Genomic DNA, 21,896 nt, shown 5'->3' with positions numbered 1-21,896 from the left:
ACCGCCGGGGGGCATACCGCCGCGCCAGGGGTGGGCGGACGGCCGGTTCGGATCGGCTCCGCGCCGCGGTGCGCGCCTGGCGGTGCGGGGCCCTGTGCAGCCGGACGATATCGGACTCTTCGCCGCGGGACCACAGCAGGGCCGATAGCGGCCGGGCCCCTTCGCCGGTCGGCGCCCCGGCTACGCCGAGGCGGGGTCCCCGGCGTCCGGCCGGGGCGGCACAGGGCCGCGGTCGAGGAGCGAGGTGACCTTGACCCGGGAGCTGTCGATCCACACGTCGGAGTACTCCACCGCCTGCCCTCCGCGGGTGTAGGTCACCTGCTCCAGGTAGAGCACGGGCGCCCCCGGCTCCAAGCACAGCGCCTCGGCGGCCTCGTCGCGCGCGGGCTCGGCGCTGAAGGAGCGGCGCCCCTCCGTGATGTCCAGACGGTAGCGCTGCTCCAGGGTGCCGAACAGCGACTCCTGGGCGAAGTCGACCCGGTCGATCCCCGGGCACAGGTCGGCGCGCACGTAGTTGACCAGGTAGGCCAGCGGCCCCTCCTCGCCGCGGAAGACGCGCACCAGCCGCAGTCCGGGGGTGTTGGCCTCGGCCCCCAGGAGCGCCTGGACGGTGACCGGCAGGCGCACCAGGCGTGCGTCCACGACCTCGGAGCGGACCTCGATGCCCTGCTCCCGGAAGTCCTCCGACAGCGACCTGAGGCGCTGGGCGATCGCGGGCTCGGCCTTGCCCGACGTCACGAAGGTGCCCCGGCCCCGGGTCTGCACCAGCAGGCCCTCTTCGGTGAGCGACGCCAGCGCCTTGCGCACCGTCCCCCGGTTGACGCCCAGCTCGCGGGCGAGGTCGGGCTCGGCGGGGAGCTTGAAGTGCGGCGGCCACGCCCCCGTGGCGATGCGCTCGCGCACCGCCCGGGAGATCTGCTCGTTCAGCGGCTCGGGCGCGCCGCGGGAGACGGCCCCCGCCAGCCCCGTACCGCTCCCGGCGGCGTCCACGCCGTCCACGTCGCTCCTCCGTGCCCCTCGTGCTCCCCGGGAACCCTACCGACTCCTCGGTCCTCCGATCAGTACGAGCCCGTGCCCTCGCCGCCGCTGACGATCGCCACACCGGAACTCGTTCCCAGCAGCGACGCCCCCGCGTCCAGCAGCGCGCGGGCCTGCTCCAACGTCTTGATGCCCCCGGAGGCCTTCACCTTCACCCCGTCGCGCACCCGCGCGGCCAGGTAACCGATGCTCTCCGGGTTCGCGACCTCCACCGCGCCGCTGCTGGCGTTCTTGAGGTAGGCGGCGCCCGCGTCCATGGCCAGCTCCACGGCGCGCTCGCGCTCGTCAGCGCTGAGCAGCGGGAGCTCCAGCATCACCTTGACCGGGACGCCTGCGGCGACCACCCCGGCGATGTCGTCGCGGAACTCCTTCTCCATTCCGCTGCGCAGCCAGCCGACCTGGACGCCCATGTCGATCTGCTCTCCCCCGGCGGCGACGATGGCGCGCGCTTCCGCGGCCTTGCCCTCGGAGGTCATGACGCCCACGGTCGGGAAGTCCAGGGCGGATGCCACGGCGATGCCGGTGCCCTTCAGGACCTCCGCCGCGAGCCCGGCCCAGGAGGCGGGGATCATCGCGGCGTTGAAGCCGTAGCGCGCGGCCTCCTCGCAGTGGGCGACGATGTCATCGCGGGTCAGGCCGGTGTCGATGGCGGTGTGCTGGATGTAGGGCGCCAGGGAGGCGGCGGTGCGCTGTGCGTCGGTCACGGTGGTTCTCCTCAGGTCGTGGGTCGGCGGGTCGTGGGACGGCGCCCGGTCAGCGGATGAGTGCGTCGAGGTCGGCGGGGCGGCCCAGGCCGGGCAGGACCTCGTGCCGCGAGACGGCGAACGCGCCCGCGGCGGCGGCGCGCCGCACGCACTCGCGCAGGGGCAGCCCGGCGCACACGGCGGCGGCGAATGCGGCGTTGAAGGCGTCCCCCGCGCCGGTGGTGTCGGCGACACGGGGCGGCCGCACAGCCGGGACGTGCGTGCGCTCACGGCCGTCGTCGGCCCACGCCCCATCGGCCCCGCAGGTCAGGACGATGGTGGCGGAGGGGAGGAGGCCGCGCAGCGCGCCCAGGAGCGCCTCGGGACCGGCGTCCTCCCCCCGTCCGGTGAGCAGGCGCGCCTCGCCGAGATTGGGGGTCAGGTGGTCGACGAGGGCGGCGTCGTCCGCGGCCAGGGCGCGGGCGGGGGCGGGGTTGAGCAGCACCGGGGTGCCGACCCGCCGCGCGGTGCGCAGGGCGGCGGAGACGGTCTCCCCGGGGATCTCGTTGCACGTCATCATCAGATCGGCCTGGGCGATGCTCCCGGCGAAGGCCTCAACGTGCGCGGGGCGCAGCTCCTCCAGGGCCCCGGGGGCGATGACGATGCGGTTCTCCCCGCCCTCCTCGACGAGGATCACCCCGACCATGGTGGCCGCCTCGGCGGTGACCACCGCTGAAGCGTCCACGCCCTCGGCGCACCACAGGTCGCGTGCCTCATCTCCGAAGGCGTCGGCGCCGATCGCCGTCAGGAGGGACACGTCCGCGCCCAGGCGTGCGGCGCCGATGGCCTGGTTCGACCCCTTGCCTCCGGGCCCGGAGGCGAACACGCCGCCGCCGAGGGTCTCCCCGGCGGCGGGCACCCGGGGCGTGCGCATGGTCAGGCCCGCGCCGTAGCTGCCGACGACCGCGATCCGCATACTCTCACCAGACTTCCAAGGGGGGGTGGACACCTCTATACATTTGTACCCCATGCCCCACCGGCCCCTCCACTGTCCACATGCCCCGACATGACCGATTGACGCACGTCAGATCCGTGGCATAGCGTGCTCAGGCGACGCGCGGACGGGGACGGCGGCCGGTCGACCCCCGGAGGGCGCAGTCGACAAACGATGGACAAATCGCGCCCGTGGAGGGGTCAATGCCCGTTCCCCTGATCATCGACACTGACACCGCCCAGGACGACTGCGTCGCCCTGCTCGCCGGGCTCCTCGACCCCGGGGCGGACCTGCGGGCGATCACGATGGTCGCCGGAAACGTCGGGTTCGAGCGCCAGGTGCGCAACGCCTTCCTCACGCTCAGCGCCGCCGGGCGGCTCGGCGAGGTCCCCGTCCACCTGGGCTGCCGCCGCCCGATGGTGCGCCCGTGGATCAGCGCCGAGGACGTGCACGGCGACGGCGCCGGCGGCCTGTCCATGGACGACGCCGACCTGTCCACCGAGGACGAGCACGCCGTGGACGCCCTGGTGCGGATGGCCGCCGAGAACCCGGGCGAGCTGTCGGTCGTGGCGATCGGCCCGCTCACCAACATCGCCATGGCCACCGTCAAGGACCCGGACTTCGCCCGGAACGTCAAGGCGCTCTACGTCATGGGCGGGTCAAACAACGGGCGCGGCAACATCACCGCCGCCGCGGAGTTCAACTTCTACGTCGACCCGGAGGCCGCCAAGACGGTGTTCGAGGCCGGGTTCGCCGTCACCGTCGTCCCGTGGGACCCGCTCACCCTGCGCCAGGCCGTGTTCGGCGAGGAGCGGTTGAAGGAGATCGCGGCGCTGGGCACGCCGCTGTCGGACTTCTTCACCCGGGTGTGCGCGGCGACGCTGGAGTTCGACCGCAGCGTCGGCATCGACGGCACCACCCATCCCGACTCGCTCACCGCCGCCGTGCTGCTCCGCCCGGACCTGGTGCGCACCTCGTCCCGCTACAACGTGGACGTGGAGACCGCGGGCGAGCTCACCCGCGGCTACTCCGCGATGTCGTGGGGCGTGCACGGGTTGGAGCCCAACGCCGAGGTGGTCGAAGAGGTCGACGCCGACGGCTTCTTCGCCTACATCAAGGGGCTGCTGTCCACCCCGACCACCCCGTCGCGGGAGATCCGGGCCCCGGAGTAGGGGGCCGGACTCCGTTCAGGACGCTGTTCAGGGCGCGACCGGCAGCGCCCGCTTGTGCGCGGTGGCCCGGTAGCGGGCCACCAGGGCCTCCTCGGCGCGCCCGTCGACGGGGCGCCCCTCCAGGAAGTCGTCGATCTGCTCGTAGGTGAGCCCGAGCGCGTCCTCGTCGGGCTTCTGCGGGCTCAGCGTCTCCAGGTCGGCCGTGGGGGTCTTGTCCACGACGGCCGACGGCGCCCCCAGCTCGGCGGCGACCGCGCGGACGCGCCGCTTGGTCAGTCCGGTGAGCGGAACCAGGTCGGCGGCGCCGTCGCCGAACTTGGTGAAGAAGCCGGTGACCGCCTCGGCCGCGTGGTCGGTGCCGACGACGAGCCCTCCGGCCGCCCCCGCGACGGCGTACTGGGCGGCCATGCGCTCGCGCGCCTTGGCGTTGCCGATGACGAAATCGCGCGCGGAGTCGCCGTCGTACTCCAGGCCCGCCTTGTCCAGGGCGTCGGCCAGGCCGTCAGTGGCGGGCCGCACGTCCACCGTCAGGACGCGGTCCGGGGCGATGAACCCCAGCGCGCGCTGGGCGTCGTCCTCGTCCCGCTGCACGCCGTAGGGCAGCCGCATGGCGATGAACTCGGCCTCCCCGCCGCCCTCGCGCACCCGCTCGGCCGCGAGCTGGCACAGCCGCCCGGCGGTGCTGGAATCGACCCCGCCACTGATGCCGAGTACCAGCGCGCGGGCGCCGGTGGAGGACAGGCGCTCGGCCAGGAAGGCCACGCGGCGCTCGATCTCTCCGCGCACGTCGAACTCCGGGGCGACCTCCAGGTCGCGGATGATCTGCCTGCGGGCGTCGCTCAGGTCGGCTGCGCTCATGTGGGTCCTCCCCGGGGCTGCGTCTGTCCTCCGGGATTATCCCGCGCCGGGGGCGGCGGCCCGACCCCGGGGCCGGGCCGGGGCCTCAGGCGGCGCGCGCGTACAGGCCCTCGATGTCGACGGGGACGCCCTCGCGGTCGACGGTCACCGTGACGGTCCCCAGGGCCTCGTCGCTGATCTCGTAGCATTCGCGGCCGCCGGAGGGCTCCAGGCGGGTGCACCGGCGCAGGACCTTGCGCACGGTGAGGCCGGGCACCTCCACCCACGCCATCGCGACGTCGCGCGCCTCGCCGCGGCGCAGCCCCAGCCTGCGGACGGGCAGGGTCACCGTCAGCGGGGTGCAGGGGGCGCACACGTCCACGCAACCGTCGAGGTCGGGGCGGCGCGTGCCGTCGACGCTCCAGAGCGCCCCGTCGCGGCGCAGGTCGAGCGCGCGCATGCCCTGGTCGGTCACGGTCTCCACCCGTGCCCGGAGCACCGCCCAGGCCAGGTCCGTGCGCACGGTCAGCCGCCCGCCGTAGGGGCGCTCCCCGGCGGCGGCCTCCGCCGCCTCCAGGCGGAACCCGTCGCGCTCGGCGATGACCGTGCCCACCCCCGTGCCCTCGCCGCCCAGGCGGCGCCACGCGGCGGGAAGTTCGCACATGCGTCAGTTCTACCGGTGGCGCCCGTTACGCACCAGAACGCCCCCATCACAATGCATGAACGTCGGGCGATGCGGCGGGACGGCTCCGAAAACGCGGAACGGGCCCCGCGCGGACGGTACGCGGGACCCGTTCCAGTGAGGGGGGTCGGTCAGGGACGGCGTTCGGACAGGGAGGCGTCAGGCGCCGACGGGCTGCTTGGCCTCGCGGTACTCGGCGTCGACGCGGTCGAAGTCCTCGGCCATGGCGTCGGTGGCCTTGCCCAGGCCGTTGAAGATGAAGATGCCCGCGACGCTCACCGCCACCGCCGGGACCATCGCGTACAGCCCGGTCCCCAGCACCTTCTCGTCCAGGATGTCCCAGATGACGGCGGTCGCGCCGCCGCCGACCATCCCGGCGAGCGCGCCGGTCCAGGTCATCCGCTTCCAGTACAGCGACAGCAGGATCACCGGGCCGAACCCGGCGCCGAACCCGGCCCAGGCGTAGCCCACCAGGTCCATCACGGACTGGTTGCCGCTCAGCGCGATCCCGGCGGCGGCCACCGCGACCGCGATCACCGCGCCGCGGCTGACCCACACCAGGGACATGGCCGAGGCGTCGCGCTTCAGGAAGGCGCGGTAGCCGTCCTCGGTCAGCGCCGAGGAGGCGACGAGGAGCTGGGAGTCGGCGGTGCTCATCACCGCGGCCAGGATGGCGGCCAGCAGCAGCCCGGCCACCCACGGGTTCATCAGCGCCTGGATGAGCTCGGTGAAGACCTGCTCCGGGTCGTCCAGGCCGGTGTCGAAGCCGAAGAAGGCGACCCCGGAGAAGCCCATGACCACCGCGAGGGCCATCGCGGACACGGCCCAGGCCACGCTGACCACGCCGGCCCGGGGCACGTCCTTGACCGAGCGGATGCCCATGAAGCGGGCGAGGATGTGCGGCTGGCCGAGGTACCCGAAGCCCCAGGCGAGGCCGGAGATGATCGCCACCGGCGCGAGGAAGGCCCCGAGGTCGAACACGCCGCCGCCTTCGAAGCCGCCCAGCACCGAGCCGAGCCCGTCGACCTCGCTCTCGGTGTCGGAGACCACGGCCACGACGGCCACGATCGGGACGACCAGCAGGGCGATCCACATCATGACCGCCTGCACCACGTCGGTGTAGCTCACCGCGAGGAAGCCGCCGAGGAAGGTGTAGAAGACCACGATGGACACGCCGGCGATGATGGCGATGGCCGGGCTCATACCGAAGACCTGCTCGAACAGCCCGCCCATACCGACGAGCCCGGAGGCCACGTAGAACAGGTAGAAGGCCAGGATCAGCACGGCGGAGACGCCGCGCAGCAGGCCGGTGCGGTCGGAGAAGCGGTTCTCCAGGTAGGAGGAGAGCGTCAGCGAGTCCGACTCGCCGCCGCTCCGGGCGTCGGTGGCGCGCTCGGTGTAGACGCGCAGCCGCCCGGCGATGAGGATCCAGCTCCCGGCGAAGCCGAGCGCCAGGCCGACGGCGATCCACGCCTCGCCGAGCCCCGACAGGTAGATGGCGCCGGGCAGGCCCAGCAGCAGCCACCCGCTGAAGTCGCTGGCGTTCGCGCTCAGACCGGCGACCCAGCTGTTGAGCCGGCGGCCTCCGAGTACGAAGTCAGAGAGCGACACGGTGCGCTTGTAGACCCACAGACCGATTCCCACCATCACCACGAAGTACGCGGCGAAGGTGAGGATGGACGCCAACAGCGACTTGTCCACGCCTGGCCTCCTTCTCTCCTGTTCAGGACGGTGATGACCCCCGCATCCTGTACGCGGTGTGACGTGGGGCGCAATGACCGATATGCACTTCACCACTGCTTTGAGACGGGCCCGTCACATTCGTGCCCCATAGTTGTCTGACCGGCCAGAACACGTCCCGCGAGTTGTCCGATCGCACAGCACGGGACCTGACCGGTTCCGCGCCCGGCCGCCCCCGTAGGCTGGAGGCGCGACGGGAGCCAGGAAGCCGGTGCGAATCCGGCACGGTCCCGCCACTGTGACCGGGGAGCCGACCCCACGCAGGGCCACGGCGCGTGAGCGCTGGAAGGCCGGGCGACGCGCGGATCCGGGAGTCAGGAGACTGTCCCGTCGCACGATGACGCCGACCAGGGGCGCGGACCCCGGAGAGGACGCCTGACGTGCACGGCTCTGCCCTGCCCTCCCCCGGACGCGCCCGGATCCCGCGAGAGGACCGGACGTGCAGCTCCACGACCGCAGCGACCGACGTACGCCCCGTGCCCGCACCCGCCCGGCACGCACCCGCCTGATCGCTTTGGCCGCGGCCGGCACCGCCGCGCTGGCCGGATGCCAGGCGGCCGGACCCGGCGGCTCCGGAGGCTCCGCCGACTCCCCCGAGGGGTACCCCGTCACCGTCGACGAGTGCGGCCGCGAGGTGAGGGTCGACGCTCCGCCCGAGCGCGCGGTCACCCTCAACCAGCACGCGACCGAGGTGATGCTGGCGCTGGGCCTTGAGGAGCGCATGGCGGGCACCGCCTACCTGGACGACGCGGTCCTGCCCGAGTACGAGGACGCGTACGAGGGCGTCCCCGTGCTCGCCGACGAGTACCCCTCCTTCGAGGACCTCTTGGCCGCCGAGCCCGACTTCGTCTACGCCGGCTACCCCGGCAGCGCCTTCGACGAGGCCGAGGGGCGGGGGCGGGACGCGCTGGAGGGCGCCGGGATGGCCACCTACGGCAGCCTGGAACAGTGCGCCGACGAGGTCACCGTCGAGACCGCCTACCAGGAGATCCGCAATATCGGCACGCTGTTCGGCGCCGAGGACCGGGCCGAGGAGCTGGTCGCCGGGATCGAGGACCGCCTGGCCGGGGTGGAGGGCCGCCTCGACGGGACCGAACCGGTGGACGTGCTGGTGGTGGACAGCCTCGGCGACACCGTCTTCACCTCCGGCGGCTCCGGGATCGGCGACGCGATCATCGAGCGCGCGGGCGGCCGGAACGTCTTCACCGACCTGGACGACGTCTTCGCCGACGTGTCCATCGAGGACGCCGCCGACCGGTCGCCCGAGGCGATCGTCTTCTACGACTACGGGGCGATCCCGGTCGAGGAGAAGATCGCGGCGGTCGAGGACGACCCGCTGCTGTCCGGGACCCCGGCCGTGGAAGAGGAGCGGTACGCCGTCCTGCCCCTGTCGTCGGCGGTGGCCGGGGTGCGCGTCGGGGACGCGGTGGCCGACGTCGCCGACCAGCTCCACCCCGGCACGGACGGCTGAGGCGGTGCGCGCCCGGCCCACTTCCCGCCGCGCCGGCCTGCTGCCCCTGCCCGCGGTGCTGTGCGCGCTCGCGGCCGCCCTCCCGGCAGCCGCGACCCTCGGCGTGGTCGCCGGGTCGGTGGACGTGTCGGCCGCCGACACCTGGCGGATCGCCGCGCACCGCCTCTTCCCCGGGCTGGTCGAGCCGGACTGGCCGCGCGCGCACGAGGCGATCGTCGTGTCCGCCCGCGCCCCGCGCGTGCTGCTGGCGGTGCTGAACGGCGCGGGCCTGGCCGCGGTGGGGGCGGTGCTGCAGACGCTCGTGCGCAACCCGCTGGCGGACCCGCTGCTACTGGGCGTGTCCTCAGGGGCGACGTTGGGCGCGGTGACCGTCGTCGTCGGGGGCGTGACCGCGTTCGGCGCCTACTCCACCCCTGCGGCGGCGTTCCTCGGCGCCCTGGGGACGCTCGTCGCCGTGTACCTGCTCTCCCGCACGGGCGGGCGGATGACCGTCACCAGGCTCATCTTGGCGGGCGTGGTCGTGGGCCAGGTGTGCTCGGCGGCCGCCAGCCTGATGATCACCATGTCGGGCGACCCGCACGCAGCGCGCGCCGTGCAGCGCTGGACCCTGGGCGGGCTCGGCGGGACCACATGGGAGGACGTCCCGCTGGCCGCCACCGCGGTGGCCACCGTCCTCGCGGTGACGGCGGTGGCGACGCCCGCGCTCAACGTGATCCAGCTCGGCGAGGAGACGGCGGTCGGGATGGGCCTGCGGGTCCACCGCTTCCGCGCGGCCATGTTCGTGGCCGTGTCCCTGGGCACCGGGGTGCTCGTCGCCCTCTCCGGGCCGATCGGCTTCGTCGGCCTGATGATGCCGCACATCGCCCGGCTCCTGGTGGGCACCGACCACCGGCGGATGCTCCCGGTCGCGGTCCTCCTCGGCGCGCCGTTCATGGTCCTCGCCGACCTGGCCGCGCGGACGCTCGCCGCCCCGGAGGAGATCCCCATCGGCATCCTCACCGCCCTGTGCGGCGCGCCGTTCTTCCTCTGGCTGATGCGCCGCGACGCGCGCGCGGGCAGGACGATGGGGTGAGCACGGGGCGGGGCGGCCGGGCTAGCGGGCGGCGGCCGCCCCGCCGGTGACCGGCCGCTCGTCGGGCAAGGCCAGCAGGACCAGGGTGCCGAGCACGAGGAAGGCGCCCGGGCCGATGACCATGGGGGTGAGGAAGCCGAGTGCGGGAACGCCGCCGGGCACCCCGCCCCCTTCACCCACTGACTCGACGCCGACCCCGGCCATCGCGATGTAGTGCATCGCCGTCACGGCCGCGCCGAGCAGCGCGGCCCCCACCAGCGTCGCCGACAGCGTCCACCGCTTGCCGACGAACCAGAGCGCGCCGACCGAGGCGGCCAGCGCCACCAGCGCCGCGGCGGCCACGAACAGCGGGTGGTGCACCATCTCGGCGTCCATGCGCATCGACCCCATGCCCATGTAGTGCATGGTGAGCATGGCCAGGGCCACCAGTGCCCCGGCGGAGGGAAGCAGCACCAGGCGGCGCCAGAGGCGGGCGATCACCACCGCCAGCGCCCCGGTCATGACGATCACCGGGACGGCGGCGCTGGCCGCGGTCATCAGCGGGTCGTACCGGATCGGAGTGCCGGGCACGCGGAACCCCAGCATGGCGATGAAGTGCATGGACCACACCGCGGCGCCGCCGAGGGAGACCCCGCCCAGCACGGTCCAGGCCGCCCGGGTGCGCCCCGAGGAGGACAATGCCCGCGATGCGTATCTCAGGCCGAGGAACGACCCCAGCACCGATACCGCGCACGCCACTAGCGGGGTCCACGCCCCTTGAGCGAAATGCTCGACCATGTTCGATTTTTCTCCTCAGGGCCCGCGGCGGCGGACCGGTTCCCCCTATCGCACAACGCCGCAGATCATCGCAATCGCCGATGCTCCCCCGCAATCCCTGCGAACCGGCCGTACCCGGACAGTACGCCGGGTCGCGTCCGGGGCCGGTCGCCCCTCCTCAAGCGGCGGAGGCGGCGGCCGGGGCGGCGGTGCGCGGAAGGTGCCGCGTGCAGGTGCTCAGGATGGTGTGGGCCACCGTCCGGGGGTCGTTGTCCATCGGCACATGGCCGCACCCCAGGAGCCGCACCTCGCGCGCGTGCGGGATCGCCCGCAGGACCCGCCGCACCGCGCGGACCGGGAGAACGCGGTCGTTCTCGCCCCAGGCCACCGTGGTCGGGCAGGTCACGACCGGCCCCCCGGTGAAGTTGTAGCGCACCACCTCGGGCGCCAGACGGGTGTAGGGCGACCCGCGCGTCACCACCGACGGGTCCAGGCGGGCCAGCTCCCCGTACGGGTCGCGCGTGCCGCCGTGCACCGCGAGCGTGGTGAGGGTGCGCACCGGCCGGCTGTCGATCACCCGGCGCCACGCCTTGGCGGGCACCCGGGTCGCGACGTGCATGCCGCCGACCATCAGGCGGCTGCCCAGCAGCTCCGTGCCGCGGCTGAACCCGATCGGCGACAGGGCGGTCACCGACGCGGCCACCCCGCGCGCGCCGAGTTCCAGGGCGACGGCGCCGCCGAGGGAGTTCCCCGCCAGGTGCGGCCGGGGCAGGCCGGCCGCGGCGCACCAGGCGGCGACCGTGTCGACCAGGGCGGGGATGCCGTATGGGCCCTCGGGGCCGGGGCCGGGCGACTCGCCGAACCCGGGCAGGTCCAGGGCGAACACCTCGTGCCGCCGGGCCAGCTCGTCCACGACCGGCTCCCAGGCCTGGCGCCGGTGCCCCAGCCCGTGCAGGAGCACGAGCGGCTCGCCCCGGCCGTGCCGCTCGTAAACGATTCCTCGGTGGTCCATAAACGAACGGTCTACCCGAGGTAACGAAACGGCGCCAGTGGAAGCGGGCCCGGCGCGTCGCCGTGCGGCCGGCCCCGCTCCCGTGAACCCCCGCCGTACAGGAGGACCACCCCCTCAGGGTGGCGTCGGTCACATTCACTGCGGGCGGGGCGGGTGAAGAGCGCGGCGGATCCCCACCCGGAACCCGCCGCACACTAGGCTGCCCGGCCGGCGATGGACGAGACCAGGCCGCCGTCGATGACCAGGTCCTGGCCGTTGACGTAGGAGGCCTCGTCGGAGGCGAGGAAGGCGACCGCCCCCGCGACGTCGTCGGCCGTCCCGAAGCGCCCCGCGGACACGTCCGCGACGATGTCGTCGTGGTCCTCGACGGAGACGGCCTCGTGGAACATCGCGGTCGCGATGTAGCCGGGGCTCACCGAGTTGACCCGGATCCTCCTCGGGCCCAGCTCGGCGGCGAGAGTGCGGGTGAGGTTGTGCACCGCCGCCTTGGTGGCCGCATAGAGACTGGCCCCGGCCATGCCCCTGTGCAGGGTCCACGAGGAGTTGATGATGATCGTCCCGCCGTCGGCCAGGAGGGGGAGCGCCTTCTGCACGGTGAAGTAGACGCCCCTGAAGTTGATCCCGGTGACACGGTCGAACTCGGCCCCGGTGACCTCGCCGATCGGCGTGAAGGAGGCGACCCCCGCGTTGGCGAAGACGACGTCCAGCCGTCCGTAGGCCTCCTCGATCCGGGCCGTCAGGGCGTCGAGACCGTCCAGGTCGGCGATGTCGCCGCGCACCGCGAGGACGCGCCCGCCGCCGTCGAGGTCCTTGACCGCCTCGTCGAGCCGCTCCTGGCTCCGTCCGGTGATGACCACCTGGGCGCCCTCGTCCAGGAGCCTGCGGGCCGCGGAGAAGCCCATCCCGCTCGTGCCGCCGGTGATGAGGACCGTCTTGCCGTTGAATCGCGCGTTGCTGTTCGCCATGCCGTTGAGAATCGCAGCGCGCGCCGAAGGCCTACAGGGCTCGTTCATCCTGGGTCCGACACCACCAGGCTGGAAGAGCGGCCCTCCTCAGGGACGGGCCGAGGCCCCCATGAGCCACGCCATCCGCTCCTCGGTGCCGGTGCCCGGCTTCGGGCTGTACAGGTCGAGCCTCCAGTCGGGATGGTCGGCCACCGTGACCGTGCTCTTGTCGAAGACCATGCCGCCGGCCTCGGGGTGCCGGATCGCCTTGAGGACCCGGACGTGCTCACCGACGTCGTGGCGCGCCCACAGTTCGGTGAATTCGGGGCTGACGGCGCCGAGGTCCTCTACCACCCGGTCGAAACCGGGGTCGCCGAGGTACTCGGCGGCGTCGGCCCGGAAGGCCGCGACGACCTCAGGGGCGACCGCGGCCCAGTGGACGTACATGGCCCGGTACATCGCGTTGGTGAAGAAGCTGATGAGGCAGTTGTGGTCGGTGTCGCCGTAACCGAAGACGGTCCGTGCCGCATCGTTGACGGCGAGCAGGTTCCAGTACCGGTCGCGCAGCATCGCGGGCCGCGGCATCCACCCGTCGATCAGGTTGCGCAGTTCCGGGGTGACCGTGGCCGTCCCGGGTTCGTGGCCGCGCGGCGGATTGAGCCCGGAGAGGATGTAGAGGTGGGACCGCTCAGGGCCGTTGAGGCGCAGCGCCCGGCTGATGGAGTCGAGCACCTCCGCCGAGACGTTGATGTCGCGTCCCTGTTCGAGCCAGGTGTACCAGGACACCCCGACCCCGGCGAGGACGGCGACCTCTTCGCGTCGCAGCCCGGGGGTGCGGCGCCGCCCTCCGGGGGCCATGCCGACGTCCTCGGGGGTGAGTCTGGCTCTGCGGGTCCGGAGGTAATCGCGAAGCTGGTGTCGGCGGTCGCCCGCCGCTACAGGGGTCGTGCTGGGCATGGGACATGGTAATCCCTGCCCTCCCGCCCCCTTCCGGGCGCGTCCGGCCCCCTCGCGAAACGACCCTCCGCCCCCGCCGACGGGGAGGAGGGTCGCGTCCCCGCGGGTCAGTCCCAGCTCAGGCCGCCGCCCGACTGGTACTCGATGACCCGGGTCTCGAAGAAGTTCTTCTCCTTGTTGAGGTCCATCATCTCCGACATCCACGGGAACGGGTTCTCCGTGCCGCCGAAGACCGGCTCCAGGCCGATCTGCTCGGCCCGGCGGTCGGTGATGAAGTGCATGTACCGCTCGCACAGGTCGGCGTTGAGGCCCAGGACGCCGCGCGGCATGGTCTCCCTGCCGTAGGCCACCTCCAGCTCGCAGGCCTCGGCGAGCATCGTGCGCACCTCGCGCTGGAACCCCTCGCTCCACAGGTGCGGGTTCTCCAGCTTGATCTGGTTGATCACGTCGATGCCGAAGTTCAGGTGGATCGACTCGTCGCGCAGGATGTACTGGTACTGCTCGGCGACGCCGACCATCTTGTTGCGGCGCCCCAGGGAGAGGATCTGGGCGAAGCCCGTGTAGAACCACATCCCCTCGAAGATCACGTAGAAGGCCACCAGGTCGCGCAGGAACGCCTGGTCCGCCTCGGGGGTGCCGGTGCGGAAGTCCGGGTCCTCCAGGTTCTGCGTGTACTTCAGCGCCCAGGCGTCCTTCTCCGTGATGGAGGGGACCTCCCGGTACATGTTGAACAGCTCGCCCTCGTCCAGGCCCAGGCTCTCGCAGATGTACTGGAAGGTGTGCGTGTGCACCGCCTCCTCGAAGGCCTGGCGCAGCAGGTACTGGCGGCACTCGGGGTTGGTGAGCTGCCGGTAGACCGCCAGCACGATGTTGTTGGCCACCAGCGACTCCGCGGTGGCGAAGAAGCCCAGGTTGCGCTTGACCATGAGCCGCTCGTCGTCGGTGAGCCCGTCGGCCGACTTCCACAGGGCGATGTCGGCCTGCATGGACACCTCGGTGGGCATCCAGTGGTTGTTGCACCCGGCCAGGTACTTGTCCCAGGCCCACCGGTACTTCAGCGGCAGCAGCTGGTTCACGTCGGCGCGCGCGTTGATCATCGCCTTGTCGCCGACGCTCACGCGGGCGCCGCCGCGGTCGATCGCGCCGAGTCCGGTGCCGTGGGTCTCCGGGGCCGTCGTCATGGGTGTTCCGTCGTCCTTCTTCATCGGTGGCTGTGGCGGTGCGGAGTGGGGCGGGCGGCCGGGGTCACGGGCCGCCCGCCCGGCCAGGGGGGCGGCTACTGGCAGGCCTCGCACTCGGGGTCGTCGACGGAGCACACCGCGCCCGCGTCGGGGTCGATCTCCGGCGCGCTCCCGGCGGCGGACCCCGCCGCCGGAGTCGCGGCCGGTGTGGCGGCCGGTGTGGCGGCCGGAGCCGCCGCCGGGGCGGCCCCCGGGGTCGCCGCCACGGCGTTGAGGCGCCCGTCGGTGCCCTTGAGCGTCGACTTCTCCACGTGCGTGGCGCTCTGCGAGCGCAGGTAGTACGTGGTCTTCAGGCCCGTCTTCCACGCGCGCCGGTACAGCGCGTCCAGCTTCCGGCCGCTGGGGGCCGCCATGTAGAGGTTGAGCGACTGCGCCTGGTCGATCCACTTCTGGCGCCGGGAGGCGGCGTCCACCAGCCACTCGGGGTCGACTTCGAAGGCGGTGGCGTACAGCTCCTTGAGGTCCTCGGGCACGCGGTCGATGGGCCCGAGGCTGCCGTCGTGCAGCTTCAGCCGCGCCACCATGTCGTCGTCCCACAGGCCGCGCTCCTTGAGGTCGCGCACCAGGTAGGGGTTGACCACGGTGAAGTCGCCGGACATGTTCGACTTCACGAACAGGTTCCGGTAGATCGGCTCGATCGACTGGCCGACGCCGGTGATGTTGGCGATGGTGGCGGTCGGCGCGATCGCCATGACGTTGGAGTTGCGCATCCCCTGCGCGCGCACCCGTTCGCGCATCCCGTCCCAGTCCAGGCGGGCGGTGCGGTCGGCGTCCAGGTCGCCGCCGCGCTCGGCCGCCAGGTACTCCAGGGAGTCGATGGGCAAAACGCCCTGGCTCCACAGCGACCCGTCGAAGGAGGCGTAGGCGCCGCGCTCGGCCGCCAGATCGCTGGAGGCGGAGATGGCGTGGTAGGAGATCAGCTCCATGCTGGTGTCCGCGAACTCCACCGCCTCCTGGGAGCCCATCGGGATGCGCAGCTGGAACAGCGCGTCCTGGTGGCCCATCAGCCCCAGGCCCACCGGCCGGTGCCGCATGTTCGCCGTCTTGGCCTCAGGGATCGTGTAGAAGTTCACGTCGATGACGTTGTCGAGCATCCGCACGGCCGTGCGCACGGTGCGCTCCAATTTCCCGGAGTCCAGCTCACCGCCGCGCACGTGCCGGGCCAGGTTGACCGACCCGAGGTTGCAGACCGCGACCTCCTCGCCGGCCTCGGTGTTGAGGGTGATCTCGGTGCACAGGTTCGAGGAGTGCACCACCCCGGCGTGCCGCTGCGGCGAGCGCAGGTTGCACGGGTCCTTGAAGGTGATCCAGGGGTGCCCGGTCTCGAACAGCATGGTGAGCATCCGCCGCCACAGGTCGACGGCGCGGACACGGCGCCACACCCGGATCCGCCCCTCGTCGGCGGCGCGCTCGTAGGCCTCGTACCGCTCGGTGAACTCCCGCCCGTAGAGGTCGTGCAGGTCGGGCGTCTCATCGGGGGAGAACAGGGTCCACTCGGCGTCCTGCTCGACCCGGCGCATGAACAGGTCGGGCACCCAGTTGGCGGTGTTCATGTCATGCGTGCGCCGCCGCTCGTCCCCGGTGTTCTTGCGCAGGTCGAGGAACTCCTCGACGTCGATGTGCCACGTCTCCAGATAGGCGCACACGGCGCCCTTGCGTTTTCCTCCCTGATTGACCGCTACCGCCGTGTCGTTGGCGATCTTGAGGAAGGGGACGATGCCCTGGCTCTTGCCGTTGGTGCCGCGGATGTGGGCGCCGATGCCGCGGACCGGGGTCCAGTCGTTGCCCAGGCCACCGGAGTACTTCGACAGCAGGGCGTTGTCCGAGATCCCCTTGAAGATCCCCTCCAGGTCGTCGCCGACCGTGGTCAGGAAGCACGACGAGAGCTGGGCGTGGCGGGTGCCCGCGTTGAACAGGGTGGGGGTGGAGCACATGAAGTCGAACGAGGACAGCAGGTCGTAGAACTCCACGGCCCGCGCGTCGCGGTCGTCCTCCTCCAGGGCCAGCCCCATGGCCACGCGCATGAAGAACGCCTGCGGCAGCTCGTAGCGCACCCCGTCGCTGTGCAGGAAGTAGCGGTCGTACAGGGTCTGCAGGCCCAGGAAGGTGAACTCCAGGTCCCGCTCCGGGCGCAGCGCCGCCCCCAGGCGCTCCAGGTCGAACTTCTCCAGCTCCGGGTCGAGCCGGCCCAGCTCCACCCCGCGGGCCACGTAGTCGGCGAAGTAGGCCGGGTAGCGCCCGGCCATGTCCGCCTGCCCCGCCGCGTCGTCGGCGGAGGCCAGGAAGGTCAGCGCCTCGCGGCGGAGCGAGCCCAGCAGCAGCCGGGCGGCCAGCGGCGAGTAGTCGGGGTCCTCCTCGACGAGGCTGCGCGCCGCCATGACCAGCGCCAGGTCCACCTCGTCGGCGCGGATGCCGGGGTAGAGGCCGCGGCGGGCCTCGGCCTCCACCGCGTCCGGCCGCACTCCGGCCAGGCCGGACGCCGCCTCCCGCACCGCTCGCGCGATCCGTGCCTCCGGCTCCGTGTCGAGGGTCATTCGCTCGCTCCCACCAGGTAGTCGATCAACCGGTCGGGAAGTCGAGGCCGGGAAGCACGAGGCGGGGCCCTGCCTCGGACACGGCGGACCCGGCTCGCGGCGGCCCGCCCTCGAGGCCCCGTCGAACGTGCGCGCGCGGGCGCACACCGGCGGCAGGTCTTCGGACTCGCGGGCGCCGACCCGGCCCATGGCCGGTCGGCCCGGCGTCCACCGCTTCCCGGGCGCTCACGCGCCCAGTGCGTTCCCGCGGACGTCCGGTCGGCGCGGACCCCGGTACCGGATCGCCCCGGTCCCCCGGTCTCTCGGGCCGTCAGGCCGCGCCGTCTCCCACTCACCGCTGCGGGGCAGTCCCGGATTCGCACCGGGTTCCCTCTTGCCTCGCCCGGGTCTGCGCGACCGGGGCGAACCGTCGGCGGGAGCGACTCTACATCTAGTGGCACCCCGGCGCGACCACCTCAAGATAGCCGTGTCTCACACGGGGGGTGGGGGGTGGAGCGCGCGCCGGTGCGGCGGGTTAGGCTTCCCCCCGATGACGAGGCTGCACATCTTCGACATGGACGGCACGCTCCTCGCCGGGAGCACCGCGAGCCTGGAGATCGCCCGCGCCAGCGGCACCGAGGAGGCCATCGCCGACCTGGAACGCCGCTTCGCCACGGGCGAGCTGGACACCCGCGGCTTCTCCACCGCCCTGTACGGGGTGTGGGCGGACCTGACCCCGGCGCACGTCGACACCGCCTTCGCGTCGGGCCCGTTCCTGGAGGGCATCGCCGAGGTCTGCGCCGACATCCGCACCCGCGGCGAGCACTCCCTGGTGATCACCATGTCGCCGTCGTTCTTCGCCGAGCGGCTGGCCGGGTTCGGCTTCGACCGGATCTCCGCCTCGCCGTTCCCCGCACCGCCCTTCGCCGCCCCGCCCGACGCGGAGCGCATCCTCACACCCGAGGACAAGGTGCGCATCACCGAGGAGGTGCGCACGGCGCTGGGCGTGCGCCCCGAGGACTGCGTCGCCTACGGCGACTCCATGTCCGACGCGCCGCTCTTCGGCCACCTGGCCCACACGGTCGCGGTCAACGGCGACGCGCACATCGCCCACCTGGCCGCCGCCGCGTACCGGGGCACCAGCCTGGCGGAGGCCTACCGCACGGGCCGCGCCCTGCTGGAGGGCGGCGGGGGCGCTCCGGACGGCGCCGCCTAGTCGAGCATCCGGTCCAGGGCGTCCTCGTCCAGGCCCAGGTCGACGCGGATCCGGAAACGGACCCGCAGCAGCTCCATCAGCAGGTCGTGCACGTACGGCGAGACGTCCTGGTGCCGGAAGCGCTCCACCCCCAGCGTCGACCAGGTGTGCGCGCCCTTCAGGTCGCCGTGGGCCTGCAGCGTCTCGGCGATGTGGATGAAGGTGGGCAGGTTCCGCGGCCCCTCGGCGCGGAGCTGCTCCAGGCGGGCCCCGGCGCCGTCCATGTCGTCCAGCTCCAGGAGCGCCCCGGCCTGCAGCGCGCGGGCGTCGATGACGGTGGTGCCGCCGTCGTCGATGGCCCGCTGGTAGGAGCGGGCGGCGCGGTCGAACTCCTGGGCCATCTCCCACTGCTCGCCGGCGCGCACGAACAGCTCGGCGCGCGAAACCTCGCTGTCCGCGTCCACACTGTTGGCCAGCCCGAGGAGCTCGGCCGCCACGTCGGCATGGTCGCCGGACTGGACGGCCCGGAACTCCAGGCGGTCCAGATCGGCCGTGGTCACTCGGGTCACTGTCGGCCTCCCTCGCTCATCGCCGCCCCCGCAGCGCCCGGTCATTCCCGGTGGCGCTCCAGCGCCTCCCAGAAGCCCTGCCGCAGCGCCTCGCGGACCTCGTCGCGCAGCAGGAAGTCGATCGGCAGCGCCGACCCCTGCAGCAGCCGCGCCTCCAGGTCGGAGGGCATCCGGGGGCGGCGGACGAGCACCGCCTCCAGCCACAGGACGGGCGCGTCGCGCGCGATGGACTCGGCGAAGTCGTTCCCCTCCTGGCGCGCGACATTCACCGCGTCCTCGATGGTGCGCGCGACCGACGCCCCGGCGCGGGCGAAGTCCGCGCTGGGGGTCGGGTCGGTGTAGGGCCCGTGCTGGACCCTGGGTCGGGGCCGGGGGCCAGTACCGCCTCCCGGGGGTCCGTGCGGTCCCCCCGTGCCGCTCCCCTGCGGGGAGTCAGCCTCCGTACTGGCCCCAAAAATAGGGTTTGGCCCGGTGTTACCTCCGTACCCGGGGTTCTCCCCGGTCGTCGGTCCGTACCGCGGATCCGGAGGTGCGGCGCCGGGCGGCGCCTCCCGTTCGTAGGACGGCTGGGGCGGCGCCGGCCGCTGCTGCGGGGTGCCGTAGCCGTCCGGGGCGAACGAGGGCTGCTGCCCGGTGTGCCCCGCGTGCCCGGCGGGGTCGCCGTGCCCGGCGCGGCCGGGTCCGGCCGCCGGGCCGGGGTGGGCGGGCGGCTGCGGCCCGGTCCCCGGGTGCGCCGGGGCGGAGGGGTGCGGCCCCGTGCCCGGCTGCGCGCCCATCGGGCCCTGGGCGCCCATCCCCGGCTGGGGCCCGGTGCCGTGCTGGTGCCCCATGGCGGGCTGCGGGCCGGTGCCGTGCTGGTAGCCCCCCATGGCGGGCTGGGGCCCCGTGCCGTGCTGGTGGCCCATGGCCGGCTGCGGCCCGGTGGCCGGGGCGGCGGGGGGCGGCGCCGGGGGCTCCTGCCGCGGCGGCGCGGCGTGCGACGCGCGCGGCCCGGTCGGGAACCCGTTGGCGTCGATCGGGCCGGAGGTGTTCTGCCGGGGCGCGTCCGGCCCGGTCTGCGGGGCGAGCTGGTCGCCGCCGCGCTGCCGGTCCAGGGTCTGGCGCATGGCCCGGAGCTGGTCCATGGCGCTGCCGCCCATCGCCTGGTGGGAGCCGGTGGCCGCCAGCACCGCCTCCATGCCGCCGCTCTGCTGGGCGGCCGGCTCCACCCGCGACGAGGCGGGGTGGGCCTCCACCGGGTGCCGCTCGGTCTCGGGGGCCGAGCGGGAGCGCCCGTTGGACAGCGGCGCGGTGGTCTCGGCGGCGGAGGTCTCCCCCGTTCCGGCCCCGGACAGCAGGGTGACGTAGGGCCGCAGGTGCCCGGCGCCGATCTCGATGAGGTCGTCGCACTCGCGGCGCAGCGACCGCGAGATGGTCCAGTTGCCCTCGACGGACACGTGCACCACGGTCACGCGAACGCCCATGTCCTGGACGTCGGCCACCACCTGGGCCATGTCCTCGTCACCGCTGACCAGCACCGCCTCGCACAGGATGCCGGTGCGGGCCAGGGTGGTCAGGTCTCTTTGCACATAGCTCTCGACGCCCTCCCGTCTGCCCGGACGGATGCGCGCGGCTCGGAACTTGATCCCGGGGATGTCCGCGATGCCGTCCTGCTCCTGGGTGCGGCGGCCGTCGGCCGTCGCCTCGTACCAGTAGCACCGCAGCAGGGGCAGCCCCGTACGGTCCCGCGCCACCTCCTCCAGGAGTCGGGCGAGTCCCGCGTAGTCCCAGGACACGGAGTCGCGGTTGCGGGTTCCGTGTACAGCCATCGCGCCGTCGGCGAGGAGGTAGCCGGCGTCAACGAACAGCGCGCAGCGATCCACGCGACACCGCCCCTTCCCAAGGTCCAGCCGCCCGGAGCGGTCATGCGCACCGGGCCGCTCCGCGAAGTACCGGCCTGTGTTCGGCTCCCGGCCGATGGACAGGCCGCCCACAGCCTAGCCAAGTCTGTGTCGGTTTGCGTGCGGGGCGCCACAGCAGGTGCCCGCCGAGCGTCGATCGGCGGGCGTCGCCCCTCGTCACGGGCGGGTCTCCGGGGAGGGGGACGCCCGTCAGGTGCGCATCGGGGCCGTCACCGCCACCACCCCGGCCAGCACCGCGTCGCCTTCGGTCTCCAAGCGGATCTCGGGCTCGCGGGGAAGCCGGGCCGGGAACCGGACCACGTCGGTTCCGAAGGCCAGCGGCGGGCCGACGCCGCCCCGCGCATGGCTCGCGAAGGCGTTGTCCGGGTCGCGGTCGCCCCCGGACGGGGTGAGCGGTGACCCGTTCAGCAGGACCCGGTCGCCGGGCAGGTCGGCGTCGCCTTCCCAGGCGACCACGTCCACGGAGCCCGACACGGCCGCGGGCAGCAGCCCGGCGAGGGGGAAGCGCACCCCGTCGTCGTGGAAGACCGCGGCGGCGTCGTCGAGCACCATGGCCTGGTTGAAGCGTTCGGACGGGTCCTCCAGGACGACGACCAGGCTCCAGCCGGCGTAGGTGCTCACGCCGTCCTTCCCGGGCACGTCGGCGACCCACCACTCGCCGCCCCCGCCCGCCCGCACCTGGGAGGTGACGTCGGCGAACGCCTGGTAGGCGGTGTAGCCGGGCAGCTCGGCGGTGCGGACGTCGGACGCGGCGACCTCGGAGTAGGAGGACGCGCCGGGGCCCATGATGCGCGCGGACGCGGCGCCGGGGTCGCCGACGCCGGAGAAGTACAGCCCGGCCCAGCGCACCTCGCCGCCGGAGGGCAGCGTCCAGCGGGCGGAGCTGGAGGTGCGGGTGCCGGGATCGGAGTCCAGGTCGAGCGGGACCATGTCCCACAGGTCGTTGTCGCGCCGGTCGCCCTGGCGCTGCTGGGCTTCGGAGCAGGGGCCGGGCTCCTCGGGGGGTTCGGGCTCCTCGGAGGGCTCGGGGTGTTCGGGGTATACGGGCGGTTCGGGGGTCTCGGGGCCGGGGCGCCCCCGTCCACGTCGACATCGAGGTACTCGGTGGTGCTCTCCCCG

The 21,896-nt window shown here is 73.3% G+C and carries 18 protein-coding genes, 1 pseudogene and 1 riboswitch; of the genes and pseudogenes, 4 read left to right on the top strand and 15 right to left on the bottom strand.

The features are described 5' to 3' along the window. Positions 1-180: 180 nt before the first annotated feature. From O4U47_RS02405 to O4U47_RS02395, 3 genes are read right to left on the bottom strand one after another with little or no spacing between them, the layout of a single operon-like run. Positions 181-999 (bottom strand): GntR family transcriptional regulator, encoded by an 819-nt coding sequence (locus O4U47_RS02405; RefSeq protein WP_270675744.1) that lies wholly within the window; start codon positions 997-999, stop codon positions 181-183. 59 nt (positions 1,000-1,058) lie between these two features. Beyond that, the gene (deoC, locus tag O4U47_RS02400; protein WP_270675742.1) at positions 1,059-1,742 is read right to left on the bottom strand and encodes a deoxyribose-phosphate aldolase; all 684 of its coding nucleotides are present in this window, start codon (positions 1,740-1,742) and stop codon (positions 1,059-1,061) included. 49 nt (positions 1,743-1,791) lie between these two features. Further along, complete coding sequence (locus tag O4U47_RS02395; RefSeq protein WP_270675740.1) at positions 1,792-2,697, bottom strand: ribokinase; 906 nt, start codon at positions 2,695-2,697, stop codon at positions 1,792-1,794. A 221-nt stretch (positions 2,698-2,918) separates the two neighbouring features. Between O4U47_RS02395 and O4U47_RS02390 the strand changes: the two genes are divergently transcribed. Beyond that, entirely contained in the window at positions 2,919-3,887 is a 969-nt protein-coding gene (locus O4U47_RS02390) for a nucleoside hydrolase (protein WP_270675738.1), read from the top strand. A gap of 27 nt (positions 3,888-3,914) precedes the next feature. Here O4U47_RS02390 and nadE read toward each other — a convergent pair whose 3' ends face one another. The 3 genes from nadE to putP form a co-directional block, all read right to left on the bottom strand. Then, positions 3,915-4,745, bottom strand: coding sequence for an ammonia-dependent NAD(+) synthetase (gene nadE, locus O4U47_RS02385; RefSeq protein ID WP_270675737.1), 831 nt, complete (start codon positions 4,743-4,745; stop codon positions 3,915-3,917). Positions 4,746-4,830: 85 nt separating this feature from the next. Continuing rightward, the gene (locus O4U47_RS02380; protein WP_270675736.1) at positions 4,831-5,388 is read right to left on the bottom strand and encodes a putative glycolipid-binding domain-containing protein; all 558 of its coding nucleotides are present in this window, start codon (positions 5,386-5,388) and stop codon (positions 4,831-4,833) included. Positions 5,389-5,565: 177 nt separating this feature from the next. Beyond that, positions 5,566-7,107 (bottom strand): sodium/proline symporter PutP, encoded by a 1,542-nt coding sequence (gene putP / locus O4U47_RS02375; RefSeq protein WP_270675735.1) that lies wholly within the window; start codon positions 7,105-7,107, stop codon positions 5,566-5,568. A gap of 217 nt (positions 7,108-7,324) precedes the next feature. Continuing rightward, a riboswitch (cobalamin riboswitch) is annotated at positions 7,325-7,491 on the top strand. 94 nt (positions 7,492-7,585) lie between these two features. On the opposite strand from putP, the gene O4U47_RS02370 reads away from it, so the two are divergent. Together O4U47_RS02370 and O4U47_RS02365 are read left to right on the top strand one after the other, a co-directional pair. After that, complete coding sequence (locus tag O4U47_RS02370; RefSeq protein WP_408638914.1) at positions 7,586-8,617, top strand: ABC transporter substrate-binding protein; 1,032 nt, start codon at positions 7,586-7,588, stop codon at positions 8,615-8,617. A gap of 4 nt (positions 8,618-8,621) precedes the next feature. Further along, positions 8,622-9,689 (top strand): FecCD family ABC transporter permease, encoded by a 1,068-nt coding sequence (locus O4U47_RS02365; RefSeq protein ID WP_270675733.1) that lies wholly within the window; start codon positions 8,622-8,624, stop codon positions 9,687-9,689. Positions 9,690-9,710: 21 nt separating this feature from the next. Here O4U47_RS02365 and O4U47_RS02360 read toward each other — a convergent pair whose 3' ends face one another. The 6 genes from O4U47_RS02360 to O4U47_RS02335 form a co-directional block, all read right to left on the bottom strand. Beyond that, complete coding sequence (locus O4U47_RS02360) at positions 9,711-10,466, bottom strand: MHYT domain-containing protein (protein WP_270675731.1); 756 nt, start codon at positions 10,464-10,466, stop codon at positions 9,711-9,713. A 157-nt stretch (positions 10,467-10,623) separates the two neighbouring features. Next, a complete protein-coding gene (locus O4U47_RS02355; RefSeq protein WP_270675729.1) occupies positions 10,624-11,457 on the bottom strand; it encodes an alpha/beta fold hydrolase in 834 nt (277 codons plus the stop codon). A 194-nt stretch (positions 11,458-11,651) separates the two neighbouring features. Continuing rightward, positions 11,652-12,422, bottom strand: coding sequence for an SDR family NAD(P)-dependent oxidoreductase (locus O4U47_RS02350; protein WP_270675727.1), 771 nt, complete (start codon positions 12,420-12,422; stop codon positions 11,652-11,654). Between the two features lie 87 nt (positions 12,423-12,509). Then, a complete protein-coding gene (locus O4U47_RS02345) occupies positions 12,510-13,358 on the bottom strand; it encodes a helix-turn-helix transcriptional regulator (RefSeq protein ID WP_270675725.1) in 849 nt (282 codons plus the stop codon). Between the two features lie 107 nt (positions 13,359-13,465). Next, positions 13,466-14,539 carry a ribonucleotide-diphosphate reductase subunit beta gene (locus O4U47_RS02340; RefSeq protein WP_270675723.1) on the bottom strand — a complete coding sequence of 358 codons (1,074 nt, stop codon included), beginning with the start codon at positions 14,537-14,539 and terminating at the stop codon, positions 13,466-13,468. Between the two features lie 95 nt (positions 14,540-14,634). Then, entirely contained in the window at positions 14,635-17,133 is a 2,499-nt protein-coding gene (locus O4U47_RS02335) for a ribonucleoside-diphosphate reductase subunit alpha (RefSeq protein ID WP_270675721.1), read from the bottom strand. 529 nt (positions 17,134-17,662) lie between these two features. Here O4U47_RS02335 and O4U47_RS02330 point away from each other — a divergent pair. Then, positions 17,663-18,328 carry an HAD family hydrolase gene (locus tag O4U47_RS02330; protein WP_270675719.1) on the top strand — a complete coding sequence of 222 codons (666 nt, stop codon included), beginning with the start codon at positions 17,663-17,665 and terminating at the stop codon, positions 18,326-18,328. On the opposite strand, the gene O4U47_RS02325 is transcribed toward O4U47_RS02330, so the two are convergent. The 3 genes and pseudogenes from O4U47_RS02325 to O4U47_RS02315 form a co-directional block, all read right to left on the bottom strand. Further along, positions 18,325-18,876 carry a tetratricopeptide repeat protein gene (locus O4U47_RS02325; RefSeq protein ID WP_270675716.1) on the bottom strand — a complete coding sequence of 184 codons (552 nt, stop codon included), beginning with the start codon at positions 18,874-18,876 and terminating at the stop codon, positions 18,325-18,327. The two genes, O4U47_RS02330 and O4U47_RS02325, sit on opposite strands and share 4 nt — an antisense overlap. A 41-nt stretch (positions 18,877-18,917) precedes the next feature. Then, positions 18,918-20,738 (bottom strand): NYN domain-containing protein, encoded by a 1,821-nt coding sequence (locus O4U47_RS02320; RefSeq protein WP_270675714.1) that lies wholly within the window; start codon positions 20,736-20,738, stop codon positions 18,918-18,920. Between the two features lie 228 nt (positions 20,739-20,966). Beyond that, a pseudogene (locus O4U47_RS02315) lies at positions 20,967-21,896 on the bottom strand (sigma-70 family RNA polymerase sigma factor); the annotation flags it as partial.

It is taken from the genome of Nocardiopsis suaedae (assembly GCF_027706745.1).
Classification (GTDB): Bacteria; Actinomycetota; Actinomycetes; order Streptosporangiales; family Streptosporangiaceae; genus Nocardiopsis_A; species Nocardiopsis_A suaedae.
This window is presented reverse-complemented; position numbering and strand designations above follow the sequence as displayed.